This window comes from Micromonospora jinlongensis (genome assembly GCF_013410645.1).
GTDB classification, from domain to species: domain Bacteria; phylum Actinomycetota; class Actinomycetes; order Mycobacteriales; family Micromonosporaceae; genus Micromonospora; species Micromonospora zamorensis.
The window spans coordinates 3,984,732-4,005,226 of the sequence record NZ_JACCHK010000001.1 but is presented as its reverse complement, the minus strand read 5'-3'; the positions used below and the strand labels follow the sequence as shown (position 1 = coordinate 4,005,226).

The window sequence follows — 20,495 nt, the reverse complement described above, 5'->3', positions numbered from 1 at the left end:
GCAAGCTCACTCCTCGCGTACACGGTGTACCGTCGAATGACCGCGGCGCGGCAGTTTCGCGCCTCGGGGTCGAGGCCGGCCCGCACGGCGGCTCCGGCTGCCGCTCACCGCGGCGACACCATCAGACGGTCAGGACGTCGATCAGGAGGATGCGGGCGCCCCGGCGCTCGACAACAGTATGGAACGTACGCGTTTCTTCCGCCGACCGGTGGTCTGGATCATCCTGGTCATCCTCGGCGCCGTTGTGCTCAGTCAGCTGTTCACCGCTGGTCCCAGCTACCACCGCGTGGACACTTCCGTTGCGCTCGATCAGCTGCACACCGCCAAAATCAACAAAGTTGTCTTCCAGGACAAGGAGCAGACGCTCCAGCTCGACCTGGCCCAGAAGACCAAGTTCGGTAAGACCGAGACCAACAAGATCGAGGCTCAGTTCCCGTACCAGGCTGGCGACCAGATCTGGAACGAGGTGCTGGACGCCAAGGCGAACAACCGGGTCACCGGCCCGGCCGACGCCAAGGTCTCGTCGGACAGCATCTGGGTGAGCCTGCTGGTCAACCTGCTGCCGATCGCGCTGCTCGTGCTCCTGCTGCTGTTCTTCATGTCGCAGATGCAGGGCGGCGGCTCCCGGGTGCTCAACTTCGGCAAGTCCAAGGCGAAGATGATCACCAAGGACACTCCGAAGACGACCTTCGCGGACGTCGCGGGTGCCGAGGAGGCCGTCGAGGAGCTGTACGAGATCAAGGACTTCCTGCAGAACCCGGCGAAGTACCAGGCCCTGGGCGCCAAGATCCCGAAGGGCGTGCTGCTGTTCGGCCCGCCCGGCACCGGCAAGACGCTGCTGGCCCGCGCGGTCGCCGGCGAGGCCGGGGTGCCCTTCTACTCCATCTCCGGCTCCGACTTCGTGGAGATGTTCGTCGGCGTCGGCGCCAGCCGGGTCCGTGACCTGTTCGAGCAGGCCAAGACGAACGCCCCGGCGATCGTCTTCGTCGACGAGATCGACGCCGTCGGCCGGCACCGAGGCGCCGGCATGGGCGGCGGCCACGACGAGCGGGAGCAGACGCTCAACCAGCTGCTCGTCGAGATGGACGGCTTCGACACCAAGGGCGGGGTCATCCTGATCGCGGCCACCAACCGGCCGGACATCCTCGACCCGGCGCTGCTGCGCCCGGGCCGGTTCGACCGGCAGATCCCGGTGGACGCCCCCGACATGGAGGGTCGCAAGGCCATCCTGCGGGTGCACGCCAAGGGCAAGCCGTTCACGCCCGACGTCGACCTCGACGCGGTGGCCCGTCGCACGCCGGGCTTCAGCGGCGCCGACCTGGCCAACGTGATCAACGAGTCGGCCCTGCTCACCGCTCGCAAGGAGCAGCGGGCGATCACCAACGACTCGCTGGAAGAGTCGATCGACCGGGTGGTCGCCGGTCCGCAGCGGCGGACCCGGGTGATGAGCGACCAGGAAAAGAAGATCACCGCGTACCACGAGGGTGGGCACGCGCTGGTCGCCTGGGCGCTGCCGCACGCCGCGCCGGTGCACAAGGTGACGATCCTGTCGCGTGGCCGCTCGCTGGGCCACACCCTGGTGCTTCCGACCGAAGACAAGTACACCCAGACCCGCGCCGAAATGATCGACACCCTGGCGTACGCGCTGGGCGGCCGGGCCGCCGAGGAGCTGGTCTTCCACGAGCCCACCACCGGTGCCGGCAACGACATCGAGAAGGCCACCCAACTGGCCCGCGCGATGATCACCCAGTACGGCATGAGTTCCAAGCTCGGTGCGATCAAGTACGGCACCAGCGGAGACGAGCCGTTCCTCGGTCGCAACATGGGCCACGAGCGGGACTACTCCGACTCGGTGGCCGCCGAGATCGACGGCGAGATGCGGGCACTGGTCGAGCTGGCGCACGACGAGGCCTGGGAGATCCTGGTGGAATACCGGGACGTCCTGGACAACATCGTGCTCGAGCTGATGGAAAAGGAAACCCTCTCCACGGCCGACATGGCGCGGATCTGCTCCCGGGTGGTCAAGCGCCCGCCGCTGGCCCCGTACAACGGCTTCGGCAAGCGCCAGCCCTCCACCGAGCCGCCCGTGCTCACCCCCGCGGAGAAGGACAAGCTCAAGGCGCAGGCCCAGGCTGACGGCGCGCAGGCGTCCGTCGGTGGCGGGGCGCCGTCCAACAACTCGGACGGCACGCACTGAGCAACGACCCGACGGCCAGCTCCCCACCCCGGGAGCTGGCCGTCTCCGCGACCGAACCCGACGACGAGCTCGACTTTGTGGCCGCGCGGCTGATCAGCGGCAAGCTGACCGGTCGCCCGGTCGAGGACGCCGTCGACCTGGGCCGGATCGAGAAGGCCGTCCGCGAGATCCTGATCGCCGTCGGTGAGGACCCGGACCGCGACGGGCTCCAGCAGACCCCGGCCCGGGTCGCCCGCGCGTACGCCGAACTCTTCGCCGGCCTGCGGGTCGACCCGGCACAGGTGCTCAGCACCACCTTCGAGGCCAACCACGAAGAGCTGGTGATCGTTCGGGACATCGACGTGATGAGCCTCTGTGAGCATCACCTGCTGCCGTTCCGCGGCAGCGCGCACATCGGCTACATCCCCGGCCCGGACGGGCGGATCACCGGCCTGTCCAAGCTGGCCCGACTGGTCGAGGTCTTCGCCCGTCGACCCCAGGTGCAGGAGCGACTCACGTCGCAGGTCGCCGACCTGCTGATGAGCAAGCTCGCCCCACGCGGCGTCGTCGTCGTGCTGGAGTGTGAGCACATGTGCATGGCGATGCGCGGCATCCAGAAGTCCGGTGCCAAGACCATCACCTCAGCTGTGCGCGGCATCCTGCAGACGGACTCCAAGTCGCGGGCCGAGGCGATGGCGCTGATCATCCCCCGCTGACACCCCTGGACACACCACGGCCGGCCGACCCCTCCCGGGCCGGCCGGCCGGCTCCGTTGCTGGCCGATCTCCCGCAGACCCCGGCCGGTCAGCCGGCCAGCAGGGCCAGCAACAGGCCGGCCGTGACAAGCACCGCCGGCACCAGGCACACCAGCGCGCCGAAGCGCACCGTACGGTCCAGCCGCTCGGCGGGGCCCACACGGAACAACCGCCCGATGCCCACCCAACCGGCGACGAACGCGACCGCCGGCATCGGCAGCCCACAGATCAACGCCGCCACACTGGCCGGCCCGATGCCCGTGGCCGCGTACACCGCGACCTGGATCAGCGGCACCACCAGCGCGAACGGCCCGTACACCAGGAGGTTGCGGGCCCGCGCCGGCCACGACCCCGGCCGGAACCGGCCGCGCGCGGCCAGGGCCGCGTCCGCCGCCTCGGCCCGACCCCGCGCGGCCCGCAGCGCCGCCAACACCGCCGCCGGGCCGCCCGCCATCGACCGGGCCGCCTCGGTCAGCTCCGGCGGCGACGGCACCAGGGAGATCGCCGGTACGCCCAGCTCCCGCAGAAGTTCCTGCTGACTCGCGAGCCCGCTACGGACCACCGTCAGCTCCTCCCGGGCGGCCTCCGCCGACCGGGCCTGCTCACCCGCTGCGGCAGCCGCGCTGCGGCGTACCCCATCCAGCTGACGTGCCGCCGCCAGATACTCACCCCAGGCCGCGCCGGGCTCGACCACCGGCGGCGTGGCGTCTCCGCCCGCCGCAGCGGCACGCTGCCGCCCCGGTCCGGTCACCGTCGCGTTCGGACCCATCTCGACACCCCCCGCTCGCGTCACCGGATCAGCCGGCCTCGTCGGCGAACGGCACCAGGACCCTGCCCCGCTCGTCCGGACCGTCCCAGAGCACCGCCCGGTCGGGGCGGGCCCGCCACTCCACCGGCCGCCCGAAGACCGGAGTGAGCTGCGCGACCGGCACATCCAACACGACCACGGCGGCCAGCTTGTCGACCTCGCCCGCCGGCTCGAACAGCGCGGCGAACGGCGGCACCGCCCGCCACCAGCCCAACAGGTGTCTCCCGGCCGGCGGCCCGTCCCGCAGGAGCGCCCGCAGCCGATCCACCGGCAGCTCCCGGGGGCCCGGCCGGTCCAGACCGAAGACCACCAGGTACGTGGGCAACTCGTCGGCCGGGTCCGCGAGCAGCGCCGGCAGATCCACCATCTCGGCCGAATGCCGGGCCGCCAACTCGGCCGTCAACGCCTCCGCCAGCGCTCGGGAGCCCGGGTCCGGTGCCGCCACCAGGAAACGGGCGGTGCCCGGCGGGTGATGGTCCGCGGTGCTCCGGGCCGCCGTGGCCAACAGCCCGCCCGCTGCGGCACCCGACCCCAGCACCGCCAGGTTGCGCCCGGCCGCAGGCCCCAACGGCACGGCGACCGTCGAGCGGGTCACGTCCACCGCACGGCCCAGCAGAGCGGCCGGACCGTGGGCCTGCCCCGCCAGGGCAGCCCGGTGTCGCGGATCGTTGCTCAACAGGGGTCGGGCGTAACCGGCGAAGACCACCGGTGGCACCGAACCGGCCGGCCGGGCCGCCCACAGCTCGTGCCGCAGCGCCTCCACCACGTCCGGGTGGTCCTGCGGGTCGGGGTGACGGATCAACCGTTCGTGACCCCGGATCGCACCTCGCGGACCACCGAGCCCACCAGCGGTGTTGACCACCGCGCTGCCCACCGGCAGACCAGCCGCCGAATCATTCGTCGGCTCCAGCACCGGGCTGCCACCCGGCAACGCCACCCGCACCGGGAACTGCCCGAGGACCGAATCCCGATGACCGGCATCCGCGCGGGCACTCAACCCCAGCTCACCCGCACCGGCCAGCACCAGATGCACGCCGTACGCCCGACCGGCCCGGGCCAGCCCGTCCAACTGGGCCGCCACCTCGGCCGCCAGCCGGTCCCGTTCGGCGAAGAGCAGCGGCACATTGTCCAACACACAGACGATTCGCGGCAGCTGCCGATGCTGACGCAGCTCCGCGAAGCGCTGCCCGCCAGCCCGCGCACCGGCCTCCGTCCGCCGCTGCACCTCGGCCGTCAGCTCGTCGAGCAGATCCCGGACGTACTCCCGGTCGGCGGCCATCGCGGCAGCACGCACCTGCGGAATCCACGACCGGTCGCGCTCGGTCTGCAGGAACTCCACGAAGGACTCACCGTCGCCGAGATCCACCAGGTAGAGCGCCAGGTCGTCCGGGCCGTACCGGGCGGCCAGACCGAGCAACGCGGTCGTCAGGAACGCCGCGCGACCCCCCGCGGACCGGCCGCTCACCAGCCAGTGCGGAGTCAGCTCGGTGAAGCCCAACGGCACCGACCGGCCCCCGGCATCACCGACCGTGGTCGTCAACCCGTCCGCGGAACTCGACTCCCACAGCCGCTCATCCGTCGCCGGCAACAGGGCCGCCAACCCCAACCGGGAACCCGCCTCCACCTGCTCGGCGAGCCGCCGACAGACCGCGTCGACCAGCTCAGCCGGCGGGTCCGACTCCACGAAGACCGGTGAGTTCAACCCACCCGGGGGATCGGCGCCCGGCCCGGCGAAGGACGCCCCCGGCGGGTCACCGAGCAGCGCGTACGCGTTGCGCAGCGCCAACGGGGTGGTGTGCGGCAGCGGCGCCCGCGCCGAATACGGGCCCGCCGGCGGCCAGCCGGCCACCACCAGGTGCAGCCCCGCCGCAGGCCCCTGCTCGGCCAGCGCCTCGATCCGCGCCAGATCACTCGGACCGGTCGAATCCGGCAGCGCCGCGACCACCAACAACAACGTCCGGTCGTGGCGGCGTCGCCCACTCGCACCCGGCGTGACCCACTGCTCCGCCTCGGTCAGCACCGCACGCAGACCCGCCACGTCCACCGCCGGCGGCGGCAGCAGGCCAGCATCAGCGAGCGCCCCGAACGGCGTCAGCACGACACCCGTGGCATCCACCGCGCGAATCAACAGGGCACCCGCCGGTGCCGCGCCCAACAACCGCAGGAGTACGGCCCGGAGCAACCCCGCCACCCGCGGCTCCCGGGCGTCAGCGTCCACGCTCAGATGACCGGTGCCGACCAGTGGCACCAACGCGGGAAAGCGGGCGTCGTCCAACGGCGCCGCCGTGCCGACCCGGACGAACGGCGGCGGACAGTCACCAGCCGGAGTGTCCACGGTGAGCGAGTCCAGTGCCGCGCCCGACCAACCCGGCGCCAGTCGGGCCGCAACCTCCCGCAGGCGGTCGGCCACCTCGTACTGGCGGCGCTGATCGGCCGGAGCGGGTCGGGTCTCGTCAAGGATCCCGGCAGCGGCGGTCGCGACGGCCGCCGCCCGGCGGTGCAGAGCTGCGGCGCGGTTCGTACGTGCCTTCGGACCGGCCACCGCGTCCACCCCCTCTGCCCGAGGTTGGCAACCCCTCCCCGAGCAGAGACGGTATCCCAGCCGGGTCCGCTCCTCCGGGAGGTGCCTCGGCGATGCGCCGGGGATGTCGTGGATCTCACCAGTGGGGAGGGGTCCGTCACGATCCGCTGGATCTGAGGCTATTGGCTCCGGGGCGTCCAGCCGATAACTTCAGGAGGTGGAATCAGTGCAGCCCCCCGCCGGTTCCCAGGTCTCCCGCGTACCGGCCCAACGGACACCGTCCGAGCAGCTGCCGCCGGCCGCGCCAACGCCGGCGCCGCAGCCGCCGCGCCGCCGAATGCGGACGGTGCTCACGGTCGTGGCTGGGGTGCTGGCGCTGCTCTGCCTGGGCGGGGTCGCTGCGGGATATGTGCTGTACAACCGTGCGGCAGCCCCGGATCGCAGCGCACCCGACGTGGCGGTGGACAACTACCTGCGCGCATTCCTCGTGGATCGCAACGACGCAAGGGCCGCTCTCTACACCTGCGAGCGCGGGTCGCAGCTGGAGGCGCTAGACGCCCTGCGGACCGACCTTCTCGAGCGTGAGAAGCGTTTTGCCGTAGCGATATCTGTCAGTTGGGCGAGCCTCAAAGTCCAAAAGCAGGGCGACAACGCTGCTGTCGAGGTCACATTGATCATTTCTGCTCGTGTGGACGGTATAAATCAAAGCGATCGTCAGCCCTGGCGGTTCGAAACACAGAATGACGATGGTTGGCGAGTCTGCGGCGGCACACGAGCCAGCTGACTCTCATTCGATCCACAACAGATGGACCGGGACCTCCAGCGTGGTGGGTGACTGACCGCGCCAGGCCCAGCGGTACCACTCCACCTCGGGCGTGATCCGGACGCAGATGTCCCCTTCGGCACCGGAGTAGGTCTCGGTGACCGCTCGCAGGTCGCGGTGCTCCAGACCGTTCTCGACGTGCACGACCCGGCGTCCGGTGACGGCGTCTGCCTCGAAGACCGGTGTGGGGGTCCGGTGTGCCGGACCGTCCAGCGAGACCAGCCGGATTCCGGTGTCCCGGCCGCCTTCCGAATCAACCTGCCTGCCGACCGTCTCCACCCAGACCCGCTCCACCGGCACCAGCGGCGCGAACACCTCGACTTGGTCGGCCTCGGCCCGGTACCACTCGTGCTCGGGGATCACCGGCACGTAGGTCCGGGCGCTCTGCACCACCCGGTCGTCCGCGCGCAGGTCGCCGCGCCAGCCCAGGCCCGGCAGCCCGACCAGAACCCGGCGCCCGCGGAGCTCCACCCGCTCGGTCGCGGGGACGATGGACAGCGGACGGGGTGGCCGGGGTGCCCAGTCGGGCTGGTCGGCGAACGGGTCCGGCAGCGGTCCGGTCATCCCCGTGGCGGTCTCACTCGGCGGCGCGCAGCGGGGCACCCCGTGCGCGCATGAACGGGACCGGATCGACCGCGCCCCGACTGGACCGGTCGTTGCGCAGGTGCACCTCGAAGTGCAGGTGCGGCCCGGACGAGTTGCCGCTGCTGCCAACCTGCCCGATGACCTCACCGGCCGGGACGATCTGATGCAGTTTGACGCGGGGCTGAACCACCATGTGGCAGTACCGGGTGATGTAACCGCCAGCGTGCAGCAGGTCGACGAACCAACCGCAGCCGCCCTTGTCGGGGTACCCGTCCACGTCACAGTCCCGCCGGCCCCTGTTGTCCGGGTCGCAGCGGGCGACGAGCACACGACCGGCTGCGGCGGCGCGGATCTCGGTGCCCTTGGCCGCGCCGATGTCCACCCCGTTGTGGCTGGGCCGGCTGGCGGTGCGAAAGCCGGAACCGACGTCGCCAGGGATCGGCGCGGTCCAGCCGGAGGCAGCTATCTCGCCACGCTCGGCCGCGTCGCACACCGCCTTGCCGTTGATCTCGACGGTACGGGCCGCCCCACCGGCCAGCGCATCCACGATCTTGCTGGCCAACTCCTCGTGCTTGGCGTATGCGTCCGGGTAGGCGCTGATCTGAACCTGCTGCGCCACCACCGTCAACGGTCGGCGTTGCCAGCTCCGGACCTTGACGAGTTTCTCGTAGAACTTGCGAGCCGTGTACGAGGGGGTCATCCGCTCGGCGACCGAGCCCCACCCCGGCCGCTGCTGGAACAGCCCCAGCGAGTCGTGGTCCGCTCCGACGCCCTCGTGTGGCAGGGCCAGGGACTCGGGCACGTCACTGTTCGCCAGGTTGCGCAGCGCGGACTCCTGCATCGCCGTCGCCAGCGCGATCACCCAGCCCCGGGAGGGCACCCCCAGGTCCTGGCCGACTTTGATGATGATGGCGGCGTTGCGGACCTGTGCGTCGCCGTACTCGGTGAACCGCGGCAGCTCGCCCACGATGTCCACAGGCCGGACCGGCCCGCAACCCCAGCCGGCCAAAGTGTCCCCGTTCTCCGCATCGCCACCGAGCCCACTGAGGAAGAACGCCGCGGTACCCCCGGTGCAGCAGAGGAGGAGCAGCATACCGGTGAGGATGCTGGCGATCACGCCAATCCGAACCGGCCGCCGGCCGGCGGCGGTCATGGCCGTTCCCAATCCACCACGTCGACCAGCCAGCCGCCATCCGCAGCCACCAGCTCCAGTCGCAGCTGACCGTTGTCGAGCGGCAGTAGTACCTCGACGAACGTCTCGGTGCGCGCCCGCACCGACGGTGGGCCGCTTACCTTCTCGGCCGGGACGCCTTCGGGATCAACACCGGCGAGTTTCTCGGTCAGCGCCGGCGTGGACAACGGCTTGAGGCCGTCCTGCCACTGCTCAGCGGTGATTCCAGGTCGGCCGAGCCAGGCTGCGGCAAAACGGTCGGAGGTCTGCTCCGGCGTGCCGGCGCCGGGCGACGTCACGGGTGACGGTGGCACCGCGCTGGTGAGCACGCCATCGTCGCCAGCCGTCGGGTCCACGGTGGTGATCGGCCGGTTCGGCCGGTTACTCAACCCATCTGCGGGATCGGTCGGGTCGGAGATCAGCCGTGCCGCACCGAGCACACCGAGGACGATCACCGCGATGACCAGGGCCACGCCCAGCCGGGACCGCAGCGCTCGGGTGAAGAGAAACTCCAGGACCCGTCGCATCGCCGTCACCGTGCCTCTGAGCGCACCCGTGGTCCGGTCCGGTCCGGCGCGCGCTCAGAGGAGCCCGGACGGTAGACCACGAACGACGGGTTCTCGGCCGGCACGTCCGGCTCGGTCCACGTCGCCGGCTGCCGGCGGCGAGGTTGGGGGGCGACCGGGCGGCCTCGGCCTTTGGTCTCCTCCGCCGGGGCCTCGTCGGGCCGTTCCCGACCGTCGGGTCGTCCGGCGCCAGAACGCTGGCCCTCGGCAACAACCGTCGGCGTGGAGACCGGGTCCTCCCGGCGGGCCTCCGGGCGCAGTCGGGTCTGCTCCGCGTTCGGCGACCGTCGACGCCCACCCACCGGTTCGGCCGTGCCGCCCGGCTCGGCCACGTCCAGTCTCGCGGCTGTCCGCATGTCCCGGAAGAACCGGCGGTGCCAGGACCCGGCCGAGCTGACCGCTTCGCTGCTGTCCTTGCCGCCGAGTTGGGTGATTCGCCGGTACGGCCGCAGCAGCAGCCAACCGACCACGCCGCAGAGCCAGACCAGCACCACCTGGAGCCAGCCCGGCAGGGTGGGGGTACTCATGATCAAGTCGACGGCGAACAGATAGATGGCAGCCCCGGTGCCGAAGATGGCGATGTTGAAGACCGCGGCGACGACCGCGTTTGCCAGCCGGCGCAGACCAGCACTGGCCGGCCGGAGTAGACCGACCGTGCCGAGGATGGGTGCCGCGATCACCGCCCACCGGAAGATGAGGAAGCCCAGCAGAACCAGCAACGACGCCGTCAGGTCGAACATCGCGAACAGAAACGCGGCCAGCACCGCGATGAAGCCCGCGCCCACCCGATCCATGTCCCGCACACCCTGGAGGTATTCGTACGCCTCCGGGTCTTCGGTCTGGATCTGCTGGGCCACCCGCGCCCACTGCTGCTGCTTGGCCTTGATCGTGGCCTCCCGGGTAGCCGGGTTGGCGCGCAGCTTCTCTGCCTCGTCCCAGGAAAGTGCCTTCGCGTCGTACAAGGCTGGTCCGTACTTGCGAGCGGTCTCGCTGTCGGCGGAGCCGAGTACTCCACGCAGCCAGTTCCGGTAGAGCATCGCCTCGGTGGCTGTGTCACTAGCGCGCACAGCGGGTGGCCGCTTGTCCACACAAGCGTCTGGATTGGGGACGGCGCAACGGTCCGGTGGGGTGTCCCGGGCCGCAGGACCCACGGCGTCATGCACCACACCCAGTGTGGTGACCAGCGTGCCGTCCGCGATGTTCGCCGACTTGACCGGCCAGGCTGCCAGCGCCGTGACCGCGACCATCACGAGCAGCGCCCAGCCTGCGGTGGTCATCGCGTTACTCATGTCCGACTGGCGGGACCGCCAGAGCAGATAGAGTCCCACCACGCAGAGGGTGACGATGCCGAAGACGCTGAAGACCTTCTGGTACACGGCCTTGGTTGCCTGCTCGACCAGCGGATCGGCCCAACCCCACATTGAACGCGGATCCCAGGCCCGCTCCCGCAACGCGTTCGAAGCACCCACGATTGCGGTGGCGATCATGAACTCCCCGTTCGCCACTGTGGTGGTGAACTTGTAGTCCGGATGCAGGACCGACGACGCGCAACCGCCCGGGATGTCGTAGGTCGGGTAGCTGTAGCCGGCGTAGCCGTAGTCGCTGTAAAGCCCCTTCGGTCCGAGTTCCTTGGCGGAGTCCGGCCGGCCGGCGAACCAGCCGGCGAGTCCGGAGTCCGGCGTGCCCGGGGTCGGCGCGTTACGGCACTTGACCTCGTCCTCACTGACCGCTTGAAGCTTTTCCACGCAGGTCCGGAAGTCGGCCTGCCACTCGGCTGTGGTGCAGAGGTCGGCGCGGGCCTGGGTTACGGGCGGTGCGGCGGCTGCGGCCTCCGCTCCTATCAGCGGCCAGCTGAGGGAGGCCCCGGCCAGTACGCCGAGGGCGAGCAGGAACGACACGATCCTCGCTCGGGCCCTCGCCATGTCACGCCTCCAGATCCGGCAGGGGGATGCTCGGCAGTACTCCGGCCGCCGCGGCGATCGCGGCGGGCGTCGTGTCGAGGTGGTCCAGGAGCCCTTCGACGTACGAGACGTCGACGCGGACCTTCTGCACCCGCCCGTCGACGTCGCGCATCACGAACTCGCGGAAGCCGAGCCGGCTGGACGAGCTGGTGTCGGCGGCGGAGAGTGAGGCGAGCGTGGCTTCGTACCCGTCGTTGACGGGCACCCGCAGCAGTCGTAGCGCTTCGGAGGCGATCTCGGCGTCCTCGGCGATCCGGCCGACGAAGACGGTGGAGACGAGGTTCTGCACGTCGAGGCCGAGGATGTCGCGGGGGTTCTGCGAGGCGACCAGCGCGGCGAGGTTCCACTTGCGGGAGTCGCGGGCGAGCCGGACCAGGAACGAACGCCCGGATCGCCAGCCCTCCATGAAGTGCGCCTCGTCCAGGCCGACGAGCTTGCGCGACGACATCGAGCCGCCGTAGCAGCGGCGTACGGCGAGCCGGTGCGCGGTGTGCAGCATCGGCAGGGCCAGTGCCTCCTCGGCTGACCAGTACTCCCGTTCGATCTTGAGATCGGGCAACCGCAGCCCGGCCATGGTGATCACGGTGAGTGCGGCGTCGGCGCCGAGCAGCCCCTCGGGTGGCCGGCCGAAGAAGAGCATGGCCAGGGGCATCTCGGCGGTGTCCAGCAGGAGGTTGGCCAGCTCCTTGCCGGCGTCGTCGTCGAGGCGCCCGAGGCAGCTCACGACGTCGTCCAGGGTGGACGTCTCCTCTGCGGGGACCTGACGGACCGCGTGTCGGAACAGGGTGGCCGTCGAAGCCTCCCGGGCCACCTGCGGCGGAACGAGCATCATGCAGATGTCCTGGACCAGCATTCGCCGTTCGGCCCGCGCGTTGGAGACCGCGATCTCGAACTCCCGGTCACCGGCGGCCCCGGCGCCGAACTCGCTGCGCAGTGGCGTCGGGATGAGCGAGTAGGGCGCCAGGGTGCCGTGCTCCGAGCCGGTCAGGTTCAAGACCCGGGAGTATGGCCGCAGCTCGGGCATGGCGCAGAGTCGGGCCAGCGGCCCGGACGGGTCGAGCAGGGTCACCTGGACACCTCTGCGGGCGGCCAGGTAGCCCAGCGCGCCGAGCAGGGTGGACTTTCCACCGCCCGGTTCGGCGACGAAGACAGCGAGCCCGGAGCGTTCCCGGACCTCCATGGGGAAGTGCAGGTCGAGGAAGACCGGGCGGCGGCAGGTGCCAGCGGTCCGGCCGATGAGGTCGCCCCGCCGGTCGCCCACGTTCGATGCGGCCTGCGGTAGCGCGGCGGCCAGCAGCGGCACCGGCATGCGGCGGACGTAGCCGGTGTTGGCGATCGGCTCGCCGGGGATGAACTCGCGGGCCAGCCAGTCCTGATTTTTCGGGTGTTGCAGCGAGATGCGCAGCTCCCGGGAGTAGAGCTGGATGAGCCGGCGGGCCCGCTCCATGCACTCCTCCCTGGTCCGGCCGCCGACGGCGATCCGGTGCCAGCCGTGCGCGCGGGCCGAGTCGACCGGCAGGCCGGTGGTCATCTCGTCGCCGATCACCAGCGCCCGCTTGGCCAGTCGCTCCAGCTCCGGCGGGGCGTCGATGCCGTGCTCGGCGTAGTCGAGCTGCTGGGAGCGGATCATCCGTAGCCGGTGTTCGAGGTTACGGAAGGAGTCGCCGGAGCCGAGGATGTCGACGCGGGTGGAGATTTCCATCGGCCAGGGCAGACGCTCGTGGAAGTGCAGCCAGGGCTCGTGCCGTTCTGGGATCTCCAGCGGCTCCATCCGGCCGACCGCGAGCACGGCCACGTGTCGTTCCTCGCCGGTCATCCGGTTGACCAGCTTGACTGTGGAGCCGTACGGGGTGCGGTAGCGCTCCACCTGCTCGGTCAGGGCGAGCAGGTCGCCGCGCTCCCAATGCCCGTTGGTCACCGGGGAGAGCCGCCCCGGGGGTGCCATACACAGCGCCACCGAGCGGTAGAGCAGCCATTCGAGTTCCTGTGCGGTGACCCGTCGACCGCGCATGCCGAACGCGCCGAGCACCTCGTCGAACTGCTCCACGGTGCGGCCCAGCTTGCGGCGTTCGCCGTCGGCGGTGCCCCGACCGAAGGTGCGCAGCAGGCGTTCGGTGAGCGAGTCGCCGAGGGACCGGCGGGCGAAGGTGACACCCAGGTAGGTCTGGCCTTCGGCGTGGTTGACCGCCATCAGGTGCCGCTGGGCGGCGACCAGGTGGTCGGCCCAGCCGGTGGTGCCGGGAACGTCGGCGAGCGGTGCGGCGGTGTGGGCGTCGATGGTGCGTGCCCACTCGTCGGCGGGGAACGGCCGGGTGGTGCGGCGAAGGTGCAGCCGGAAGCCGGCCAGGCCGGCGTACTGCTCGGAGATCGCTGACAACAACGCTTCGCGTTCGGCGTCCGGGCGGAACGCCCAGCGAACCTCGGGCAGCCAGTACCAGGCGGTGACCGTGTTGGGAGTGAAGGTCAGGTGACCGGCGATTTCGGTGATGGCCAGCTCGACCGACGGGTCCCGATCACCGAACTTGATCTTTGGGGCGCGGATCCGGGTCGGCTTGGTCGGTCGGTCCTGGCGGCTCGCGCCACGCTCGCGGGGCGGGGCGACCTCTTTCCCGGCACCCTTGGGCCGCTCCGAGCCGGCGGTGCGGCTCTGGCTCCCTGCCAAAGCTGGCCGGCCCGCTCTCGCGGGCACTGCCGGGCGGTCCACCGGGGCGGTTGGTCCGCCAACCGGCGACACTGGCTGGTCCGCATGAGCCGTCGGTCGTTCCGCGGGGGCCGTTGGTCGGCCCGACGTCGTCGCCGTCGGCCGTGCGGTGGGTGCGGTGTCAGGTTGCCGGGTCGTGGGGTCGTTGCGCCTCGACCCGGATGTGCCATCGGCGGTGACGTCGGGCTCGCGCGACGGACGGACCATCGGCAGCCGGTCACCGGCCTGATGCGGCACCCGTGACTCACCGCCCGGGTGAGCGCCACCGTGTCGGGGCTCGACACTGCGGCCACCGGGCTGGTCGTCGGGCGTCCACGGTGGCTCCAGCTCCGGAGTCGGTCGGGCTGGTGCCGGGAGCTGCTGCTGGGGGATCGCCGGCTGCTCCCGGGTGCTCGGGCCGGCCGTGACGGCTCGCGCCCCGGCGGGCCGGGCCGAGCCGAAGAGGTCCAGGAAAGGGGAGTCGATGTCGGCGTTCTCGCCGGCCGCGACTGCGCTCGGCTCGGCGGGCGGCGTCCGGCGCGGAATCGGCCGGGGTGCCTGGAACACGCCGACCGCGCCGTGGCCGGGTGACGTCACCAGCGCGGGGTCGAGCGCCACCTCGTCCTCATCCTCGGTGTAGTCGAACGAGTGCGCACGGTGACCTGCCGACCCGGCCGGGCGGCCGGCCGGAGAACCCGGCGTGGAAGAGCGGCTCATGCGACCGCCTCAGCGACTGTGGGCACAGTGTCACCCGCGTCGTGCGACGGACCGATCGGCGTACGCCCGGTCATGCCAGCTCCTCCCGAATCCTGATCCGGCTGCCGACCAGACGCGGATCGCGCTGCTCGACCGCCGGCTCCCGGGTGCGTCGCCAGTCGGTCAGCGCGGTGCGGATGACCACCCGCGCCGGCCGATCGGGGTCGACGTGCCGGAAGATGAACGACGTGGTCACGATGGCGAGCGCGATCTCCCAGGCTGGGAAGAGCTCGACCGTCAACGTGAACAGCCAGTGGATGAACATGTAGAGGGGGACCAGCAGCATGAAGAGCCCGTACTGGGCGTAGGGCAGGTGGACCGGAAGGGTGTAACCGGGCGGCCCGAGGTAGACCAGGCGGGCCCGGTAGATGTCGTCGTCGGTGCGCAGCCGCATCTGGTGAACGCGCCTATTCGAAGATCAGGTCGATCAGGTAATCGCCGACGAAGAAGAGTGTTGCCGCGCCAGCGATGAACGCGAGCCCGACGATGGCGATGGCGGAACTGGTCAGCACCTTGGAGATCTCGCCCCGGCTGGCGCGACCGATGAAGATGACGCCCAGGACGGCGAGCAGGATCGGCGCGATCTTGCTGGCGAAGAAGGTGACGACACTGTTGGTGTCGATCCCCTTCGGTGCCGGCTCCGCGAGTGGAGCCGACGCCAGAGTGGAGAGCGCGTGGGCGACGCCCGAAGACGCCGTCTCCATGAGCTCGAAGGCGATCACTGGAACCTCCCCATAGCGCGGCCGGCGGTGCCGCGGCGGTGCAATGGACGAGCCTGGCGGGAAATGTGCTCCACAGGGCGCAGCGTTCTTGACCCTGCGTTCGTTACTCACCACGGAGGGTGGCGAGGTTTGGGCGGTTTTCCCCCGCTTCGGCCCTCCCTCCAAGCTTCGCCATCTCGATGCTGGCCAATTCCAAAGCGTACGGGCCGCCCCGGATTGCGACAAGCCGCGAAGGGCCTGCCCGATGCTGCCCGAATGACCGATCGTACACCTGTTCTAACGAGCACGTCAGGGGTGGTGATGGGAGCCCGACCCGGGGCGGCGAACGCCGCTGCCGCGACCGGTACCGTCTAGTCGTGACCGATCTGGTGCGGGCTCCGGGCCCGGTGGTGATGGGCGTCCTCAACGTCACACCGGACTCCTTCTCCGACGGCGGACGGTACGCCGACCTCGAAGCCGCCGTCGGACACGGCGTCCGTCTGCGCGACGCTGGCGCGCACCTGGTCGACATCGGCGGCGAGTCGACCCGTCCGGGCGCCGAGCGGATCGACGCCGCGACCGAGGTCGACCGGGTCCTGCCGGTCATCCGCGAGCTGACCGCGGCGGGCGTCGTGGTCAGCATCGACACCAGCCGAGCGCGGGTGGCGGAAGCCGCCCTGGCCGCCGGTGCGGCGGTGGTCAACGACGTCTCCGGCGGGCTGGCCGACCCGGACATGGCCCGCGTGGTCCGCGACGCCCACTGCCCCTGGGTGTTGATGCACTGGCGGGGGCACTCCCGCACGATGCGCGAGCTGGCCACCTACACCGACGTGGTCGCCGACGTCCGAGCCGAGCTGGCCCAACGCATCGACGCGGCGCTCGACGCCGGGGTGGCCGCCGACCGTCTCGTCGTCGACCCCGGCCTCGGCTTCGCCAAGACGGCCGCGCACAACTGGGAGCTCAGCGCCCGACTGCCGGAACTGCTGGACCTCGGCTACCCGCTGCTCTTCGGGGCCAGCCGCAAGTCCTACCTCGGTGGGCTGCTGGCCGCCCCCGACGGCACCCCACGGCCGACCGCCGAGCGGGAGGCGGCCACCGTGGCCACCAGCGTGCTGGCGGTGGCCGCGGGCGCCTGGGGCGTACGCGTGCACGACGTGCGGGCCACCGCCGACGCGCTCGCCGTCTGGGCCGCGACCGGCAGCCCGCGCCTGGCCGGCGCCCACCACGACCGCCAGCAGGACGCGCGCCACCACCACCGGCAAGAGGTGCAACGATGACGACGGACCGCATCCAGCTGACCGGCCTGCGGGCCCACGGCCGGCACGGGGTGTACGACTTCGAGCGGGCGCAGGGGCAGGACTTCGTGGTCGACGCCGTCCTCGAACTGGACCTCGCCCCGGCCGCCGCCAGCGACGACGTCACCGACACCGTCCACTACGGGGAGTTGGCCGAACGCCTGGTCGCCGTGGTGACCGGCGAGCCGGTCAACCTGATCGAGACCCTCGCGGACCGGCTCCTCGCGGTCTGCCTGGCCGACGAGCGGGTCGGCGTCGCCACGATCACCGTGCACAAACCAGAGGCCCCGGTGCCGCACACCTTCAGCGACGTGGCCGTCACGATGACCCGGGCGCGTGCCCGGTGACCCGAGCCGTGCTGTCGCTCGGCAGCAACCTGGGCGACCGTCTGGAGCACCTGCGCACGGCTGTCGCCACGCTCGGCGACGCCGTGCTCGTGCTCTCCGGGGTGTACGAGACTCCACCGTGGGGCGACGCCGACCAGCCCGCGTACCTCAATGCGGTGTTGCTGGCCCAGGACGAGACCGCGACCCCGCGCGACTGGCTGGAGCGGGCCCGCGACGCGGAGCGCGCGGCCGGTCGCGTGCGTGACCCGCAGCGGCGGTTCGGGCCGCGCACCCTGGACGTGGACGTGATCGCCGTGTGGGGCGACGACGACGAGCCGGTGCTCAGCGACGACCCGGAGCTGACCCTGCCGCACCCACGGGCGCACCTGCGGGCCTTCGTGCTGCGACCGTGGATCGACATCCAGCCGTACGGTCGGCTGCCCGGTCACGGCTGGCTGACCGACCTGCTGACCACCGGCCCCGCGGCGGACGAGGCGCTGGAACTGCGTCCTCGGCCGGAGTTGGCGTTAGAGTCGACGGCATGACCGAGCGGAGCCGGCCGGCATGACGCAGGCGAAGTCCCCACCACCGGGCGGGTCGGGCCCGGATCGGTCCCGGATGGGTCCCACCCGGATCTCGACCCTGGTCGTGGCCGCCCTGGCCGCCGCGGCGGTGGCCTGGCTGCTGATCAGCACTCTCTACTACAGCGGCATCCCCCGGCTGCCCTGGCTGCCGGTGGTGACGCTGGCCGGGCTCGCCGTGCTCGAGGCGTACGCCGCGATCAACACCCGGGGCCGGATCGAGCGCAAGCCCGGCCGGGAGCCGGTCAACCCGCTGATGGTCGCCCGTTTCGTGGTGCTGGCCAAGGCGTCGGCGCTGGCCGCGGCCATCTTCGCGGGGTTCTACGCGGGACTCACCGGCTGGCTCTTCGTGGAGACCACCCGCGCCGCCCTCGACGACCGTCCGGCGGCGGCCGGGGGCCTGCTCGCCTCGCTGGCTCTGGTCGGTGCCGCGCTGTGGCTGGAGCGTTCCTGCCGGGTGCCGGAACGCCCGGACGACGAGCGCGAGCAGGACCCACGCGAGAGCCGCCCCGGCCAGCGCTGAGCAGGGGGTTACGCCCGGCTGCGGGCGCGGGTACGGTGCCTGCGATCGGGGAGCAAGGGCCGCCCCCTGTTCGTCCGCGCGCCGGACCGGGGACGGCCGGCCACTGGGGAGGCGGCGTATGGGGTACGAAGAAGCGGGCCGGGACCGGTCGGCGGAACCCTCGTCAGGGGTGCCCGCCGCCGTTCTGGAGAACGTCTTCGACGACCCCACCCATGGAGAGCCCGGCCGGGATCGGCTCGGCGTGCACCTGGGATGGGAGTTTCTGCTGCTGGCCGGGCTGGCGGCCCTGGGCTGGCTGCTCTGGCAGGAAGACTCGGCCGCCCTGCGCGGCGACAATCTGCGGACGCTGCTGGTCGCTGCGGTCGGGCTGGGGTTGCTCGCCCTGGCTGCCGGGCTGAGCCTGCGGACGGCGGCACCGAACCTGGCCGTCGGGCCGATCGCGCTCGCCGCCGCCCTGCACTACGCCGAGCAGGGCGATCGGGGCCTGCCGGCGTCGGTCGGCCCGGCCGTGGGCGTCGCCGCGCTGGGTGGGCTGGCGCTGGCGCTGGTCGTGGTGGTGCTGCACGTGCCCGGTTGGGCTGCCAGCCTGGCCGGCGCGGCCGGTGTGGTGGTGTACATCGAACGTCGGTCGGCGCCCGTGCTGGTGCAGGGCGACTACGACCCCGGGCGCAACGCCGGGTACCTCATCGCCGGCTTCGCCGCGGTGGCCATCCTCGGCGGGCTGTTCGGCGCCACCCGGGCTGTTCGCCGGCTGGTCGGCCGGTACCGGCCGATCGCCGATCCGGCCCGTCGGCGGGGCACGTTGGCCGCCGTGGTCACCGCTGTCGCGTTGGTCGGTTCCAGCGCGCTGGCCGCCCTCGCCGGCGTGCTGTTCGCCGCCAACGGCCTCGAAGCGGTCGCGCCCACCTCCGGCCTGGACTGGACGGTGCTGGCGATGGGGGTGGCCATGCTCGCCGGCACCAGCGCGTACGGCCGTCGGGGCGGGGTGTTCGGCACGGTGCTGGCGGTCGGCGTGGTCACCCTCTTCCAGACGTACGCGCCGGAGCGTGGCTGGACGCTGAGCAACTGGGCGGTCGGCGGGGTGGCGCTCGGCGTCGGCGTGCTGGTCACCCGGCTGGTCGAGACCTTCGGGCGGCCCCGACCGGGCAGCACCGACCGGCCCGAGCCGGTCGGCGACGGCACGATCAGCACGGGTTGGACCATGCCTCAGTCGCAGCCGGTCGACAACTGGCCCCCGACGCTGCCGACTCCCGCCGCGCCCCAACCGGCCGACCCGTGGCGGGATCCGCGCTGGGAGGACAGCCCACGCCGGTGGGACACCGACGAGCGGTGAGCCGCGTCGCGTCCGCCGGGCCGGGGCTGATCTCGACCGTTAGGCTCGGCGACATGACCGACACACCTGCCGCCGCCCCCGGCGGAACCTCGTTCGAGGAACTCGACGCGTTGTCCACCGAGGAGCTGCGGGAACGGGCGTTCGCCCTGGCCCGGGAGCGTCGCGACGTCAAGTTCTACTGGTCGGTGCTGCGGCACCTGCCGAACGCGGACGAGGCCACGGTGCTGGACGGCGCACCGAACTCGATCGGCCCGACGATCGACGAGGCCAACGCGCTGTGGCGGGAGCTGACCGGTCACGGTTATGAGGAGTCCGCGCCACTGCTGCGGGCCGCCTTCATCGACTACCTGATGAAGCACTGAGCCGCTCGGGACAGCCCAGGTCCGCCCGAACGACCGGTTCGGGGCCTGGGCGGATCACGTCGCTCATGCACCGATCCGGCCCGGTCGGCCGCTACGGCACGGCGGCCGGCACCGGCGCTCTCGCCGTGTTGCTGCTGGTCGGCATCTGTGGCAGCCCGGCCTTCACCAGCTGGGCCGGTACGCAGACCGACCCGAACTCGGCCGCCGCCTTCTACGTGCGCCTGCTTGCGTGGCCGGCCTGGCGGCTCGACGCGGACGGGCAGGCCGGCGGGTTGTTCGCCGCCGACGTACGGGCTGTGCTGCTGGTGGTCCTCGCGGTGGGCCTGCTCTATCTGTTGCCCGCCGCCCAGGTGGCCCGGGTGCCCGGCTCGGTCAGCCAGTTCTTCTCCGGCTGGGCCGCGTACGTGCTGGCCGGCGGGCTCGCCGCCGTGCTCGCGGCGCTGCTCGGGCCGACCCCGTCGATGCTGGGCGCTCTGCAGGATGCCAGCACGGGCGCCGGCTACGGCTTCCTCACCGGGTGGATCATCGGCACCGCCAGCCTCGGCGGTCGCGCCTGAGCCGGTCGGCACGGT

Annotated in this window: 19 protein-coding genes; 10 read left to right on the top strand and 9 right to left on the bottom strand. The window is 71.7% G+C overall.

Going from position 1 to position 20,495, the window contains the following annotated elements:
* Window positions 1-178: 178 nt before the first annotated feature.
* Both ftsH and folE read left to right on the top strand, forming a co-directional pair.
* On the top strand, window positions 179-2,197 hold the full coding sequence (ftsH, locus tag HNR22_RS17750) for an ATP-dependent zinc metalloprotease FtsH (protein WP_179781301.1): 2,019 nt from the start codon (window positions 179-181) through the stop codon (window positions 2,195-2,197).
* Window positions 2,198-2,232: 35 nt separating this feature from the next.
* On the top strand, window positions 2,233-2,892 hold the full coding sequence (gene folE / locus HNR22_RS17745; RefSeq protein WP_088950542.1) for a GTP cyclohydrolase I FolE: 660 nt from the start codon (window positions 2,233-2,235) through the stop codon (window positions 2,890-2,892).
* An 88-nt stretch (window positions 2,893-2,980) separates the two neighbouring features.
* Here the strand turns inward: folE and HNR22_RS17740 are convergent, their stop codons facing one another.
* Together HNR22_RS17740 and HNR22_RS17735 are read right to left on the bottom strand one after the other, a co-directional pair.
* Window positions 2,981-3,700: a hypothetical protein gene (locus HNR22_RS17740; protein ID WP_179781300.1), complete on the bottom strand. Its 720-nt coding sequence runs from the start codon at window positions 3,698-3,700 to the stop codon at window positions 2,981-2,983.
* Between the two features lie 28 nt (window positions 3,701-3,728).
* Window positions 3,729-6,290, bottom strand: coding sequence for an FtsK/SpoIIIE domain-containing protein (locus HNR22_RS17735; protein ID WP_179781299.1), 2,562 nt, complete (start codon window positions 6,288-6,290; stop codon window positions 3,729-3,731).
* Window positions 6,291-6,486: 196 nt separating this feature from the next.
* Here HNR22_RS17735 and HNR22_RS17730 point away from each other — a divergent pair, with 196 nt between their 5' ends.
* Window positions 6,487-7,044, top strand: coding sequence for a hypothetical protein (locus tag HNR22_RS17730; protein WP_179783597.1), 558 nt, complete (start codon window positions 6,487-6,489; stop codon window positions 7,042-7,044).
* Window positions 7,045-7,047: 3 nt separating this feature from the next.
* Here HNR22_RS17730 and HNR22_RS17725 read toward each other — a convergent pair whose 3' ends face one another.
* The 7 genes from HNR22_RS17725 to HNR22_RS17695 form a co-directional block, all read right to left on the bottom strand.
* Window positions 7,048-7,647 carry a hypothetical protein gene (locus tag HNR22_RS17725; RefSeq protein WP_179781298.1) on the bottom strand — a complete coding sequence of 200 codons (600 nt, stop codon included), beginning with the start codon at window positions 7,645-7,647 and terminating at the stop codon, window positions 7,048-7,050.
* 13 nt (window positions 7,648-7,660) lie between these two features.
* Window positions 7,661-8,821: a M23 family metallopeptidase gene (locus tag HNR22_RS17720; RefSeq protein WP_179781297.1), complete on the bottom strand. Its 1,161-nt coding sequence runs from the start codon at window positions 8,819-8,821 to the stop codon at window positions 7,661-7,663.
* On the bottom strand, window positions 8,818-9,375 hold the full coding sequence (locus HNR22_RS17715; RefSeq protein WP_179781296.1) for a hypothetical protein: 558 nt from the start codon (window positions 9,373-9,375) through the stop codon (window positions 8,818-8,820). Before HNR22_RS17715 ends, HNR22_RS17720 begins: the two co-directional genes overlap by 4 nt.
* Window positions 9,372-11,327: an MraY family glycosyltransferase gene (locus HNR22_RS17710; protein WP_179781295.1), complete on the bottom strand. Its 1,956-nt coding sequence runs from the start codon at window positions 11,325-11,327 to the stop codon at window positions 9,372-9,374. The genes HNR22_RS17715 and HNR22_RS17710 overlap by 4 nt, the downstream gene beginning before the upstream one ends.
* Window position 11,328: 1 nt before the next feature.
* Complete coding sequence (locus HNR22_RS17705; protein ID WP_179781294.1) at window positions 11,329-14,763, bottom strand: ATP-binding protein; 3,435 nt, start codon at window positions 14,761-14,763, stop codon at window positions 11,329-11,331.
* A gap of 70 nt (window positions 14,764-14,833) precedes the next feature.
* On the bottom strand, window positions 14,834-15,196 hold the full coding sequence (locus tag HNR22_RS17700; RefSeq protein WP_053654782.1) for a hypothetical protein: 363 nt from the start codon (window positions 15,194-15,196) through the stop codon (window positions 14,834-14,836).
* Between the two features lie 13 nt (window positions 15,197-15,209).
* Entirely contained in the window at window positions 15,210-15,524 is a 315-nt protein-coding gene (locus HNR22_RS17695; RefSeq protein ID WP_030327982.1) for a hypothetical protein, read from the bottom strand.
* Between the two features lie 356 nt (window positions 15,525-15,880).
* On the opposite strand from HNR22_RS17695, the gene folP reads away from it, so the two are divergent.
* From folP to HNR22_RS17660, 7 genes are all read left to right on the top strand, one after another.
* On the top strand, window positions 15,881-16,780 hold the full coding sequence (gene folP / locus HNR22_RS17690; RefSeq protein WP_179781293.1) for a dihydropteroate synthase: 900 nt from the start codon (window positions 15,881-15,883) through the stop codon (window positions 16,778-16,780).
* Window positions 16,777-17,145: a dihydroneopterin aldolase gene (gene folB / locus HNR22_RS17685; RefSeq protein ID WP_099849121.1), complete on the top strand. Its 369-nt coding sequence runs from the start codon at window positions 16,777-16,779 to the stop codon at window positions 17,143-17,145. The genes folP and folB overlap by 4 nt, the downstream gene beginning before the upstream one ends.
* Window positions 17,142-17,669: a 2-amino-4-hydroxy-6-hydroxymethyldihydropteridine diphosphokinase gene (gene folK, locus HNR22_RS17680; RefSeq protein ID WP_179781292.1), complete on the top strand. Its 528-nt coding sequence runs from the start codon at window positions 17,142-17,144 to the stop codon at window positions 17,667-17,669. The genes folB and folK overlap by 4 nt, the downstream gene beginning before the upstream one ends.
* Window positions 17,670-17,688: 19 nt before the next feature.
* Window positions 17,689-18,228 carry a DUF3180 domain-containing protein gene (locus HNR22_RS17675; RefSeq protein WP_088950531.1) on the top strand — a complete coding sequence of 180 codons (540 nt, stop codon included), beginning with the start codon at window positions 17,689-17,691 and terminating at the stop codon, window positions 18,226-18,228.
* Between the two features lie 118 nt (window positions 18,229-18,346).
* Window positions 18,347-19,561 carry an ABC transporter permease gene (locus HNR22_RS17670; RefSeq protein WP_179781291.1) on the top strand — a complete coding sequence of 405 codons (1,215 nt, stop codon included), beginning with the start codon at window positions 18,347-18,349 and terminating at the stop codon, window positions 19,559-19,561.
* Between the two features lie 53 nt (window positions 19,562-19,614).
* Window positions 19,615-19,923 (top strand): hypothetical protein, encoded by a 309-nt coding sequence (locus HNR22_RS17665; protein WP_088952069.1) that lies wholly within the window; start codon window positions 19,615-19,617, stop codon window positions 19,921-19,923.
* A gap of 65 nt (window positions 19,924-19,988) precedes the next feature.
* Window positions 19,989-20,480 (top strand): hypothetical protein, encoded by a 492-nt coding sequence (locus HNR22_RS17660; RefSeq protein WP_179781290.1) that lies wholly within the window; start codon window positions 19,989-19,991, stop codon window positions 20,478-20,480.
* Window positions 20,481-20,495 lie beyond the last annotated feature (15 nt).

Bases quoted from the DNA above. Each gene is read 5' to 3' on its own strand.
- ftsH (WP_179781301.1), top strand. From the start codon at position 179: ATGGAACGTACGCGTTTCTTCCGCCGACCGGTGGTCTGGATCATCCTG.
- HNR22_RS17740 (WP_179781300.1), bottom strand. From the start codon at position 3,700: ATGGGTCCGAACGCGACGGTGACCGGACCGGGGCGGCAGCGTGCCGCT.
- HNR22_RS17725 (WP_179781298.1), bottom strand. From the start codon at position 7,647: ATGACCGGACCGCTGCCGGACCCGTTCGCCGACCAGCCCGACTGGGCA.
- HNR22_RS17720 (WP_179781297.1), bottom strand. From the start codon at position 8,821: ATGACCGCCGCCGGCCGGCGGCCGGTTCGGATTGGCGTGATCGCCAGC.
- HNR22_RS17710 (WP_179781295.1), bottom strand. From the start codon at position 11,327: ATGGCGAGGGCCCGAGCGAGGATCGTGTCGTTCCTGCTCGCCCTCGGC.
- HNR22_RS17705 (WP_179781294.1), bottom strand. From the start codon at position 14,763: ATGAGCCGCTCTTCCACGCCGGGTTCTCCGGCCGGCCGCCCGGCCGGG.
- HNR22_RS17700 (WP_053654782.1), bottom strand. From the start codon at position 15,196: ATGCGGCTGCGCACCGACGACGACATCTACCGGGCCCGCCTGGTCTAC.
- folB (WP_099849121.1), top strand. From the start codon at position 16,777: ATGACGACGGACCGCATCCAGCTGACCGGCCTGCGGGCCCACGGCCGG.
- HNR22_RS17675 (WP_088950531.1), top strand. From the start codon at position 17,689: ATGACGCAGGCGAAGTCCCCACCACCGGGCGGGTCGGGCCCGGATCGG.
- HNR22_RS17670 (WP_179781291.1), top strand. From the start codon at position 18,347: ATGGGGTACGAAGAAGCGGGCCGGGACCGGTCGGCGGAACCCTCGTCA.
- HNR22_RS17665 (WP_088952069.1), top strand. From the start codon at position 19,615: ATGACCGACACACCTGCCGCCGCCCCCGGCGGAACCTCGTTCGAGGAA.
- HNR22_RS17660 (WP_179781290.1), top strand. From the start codon at position 19,989: ATGCACCGATCCGGCCCGGTCGGCCGCTACGGCACGGCGGCCGGCACC.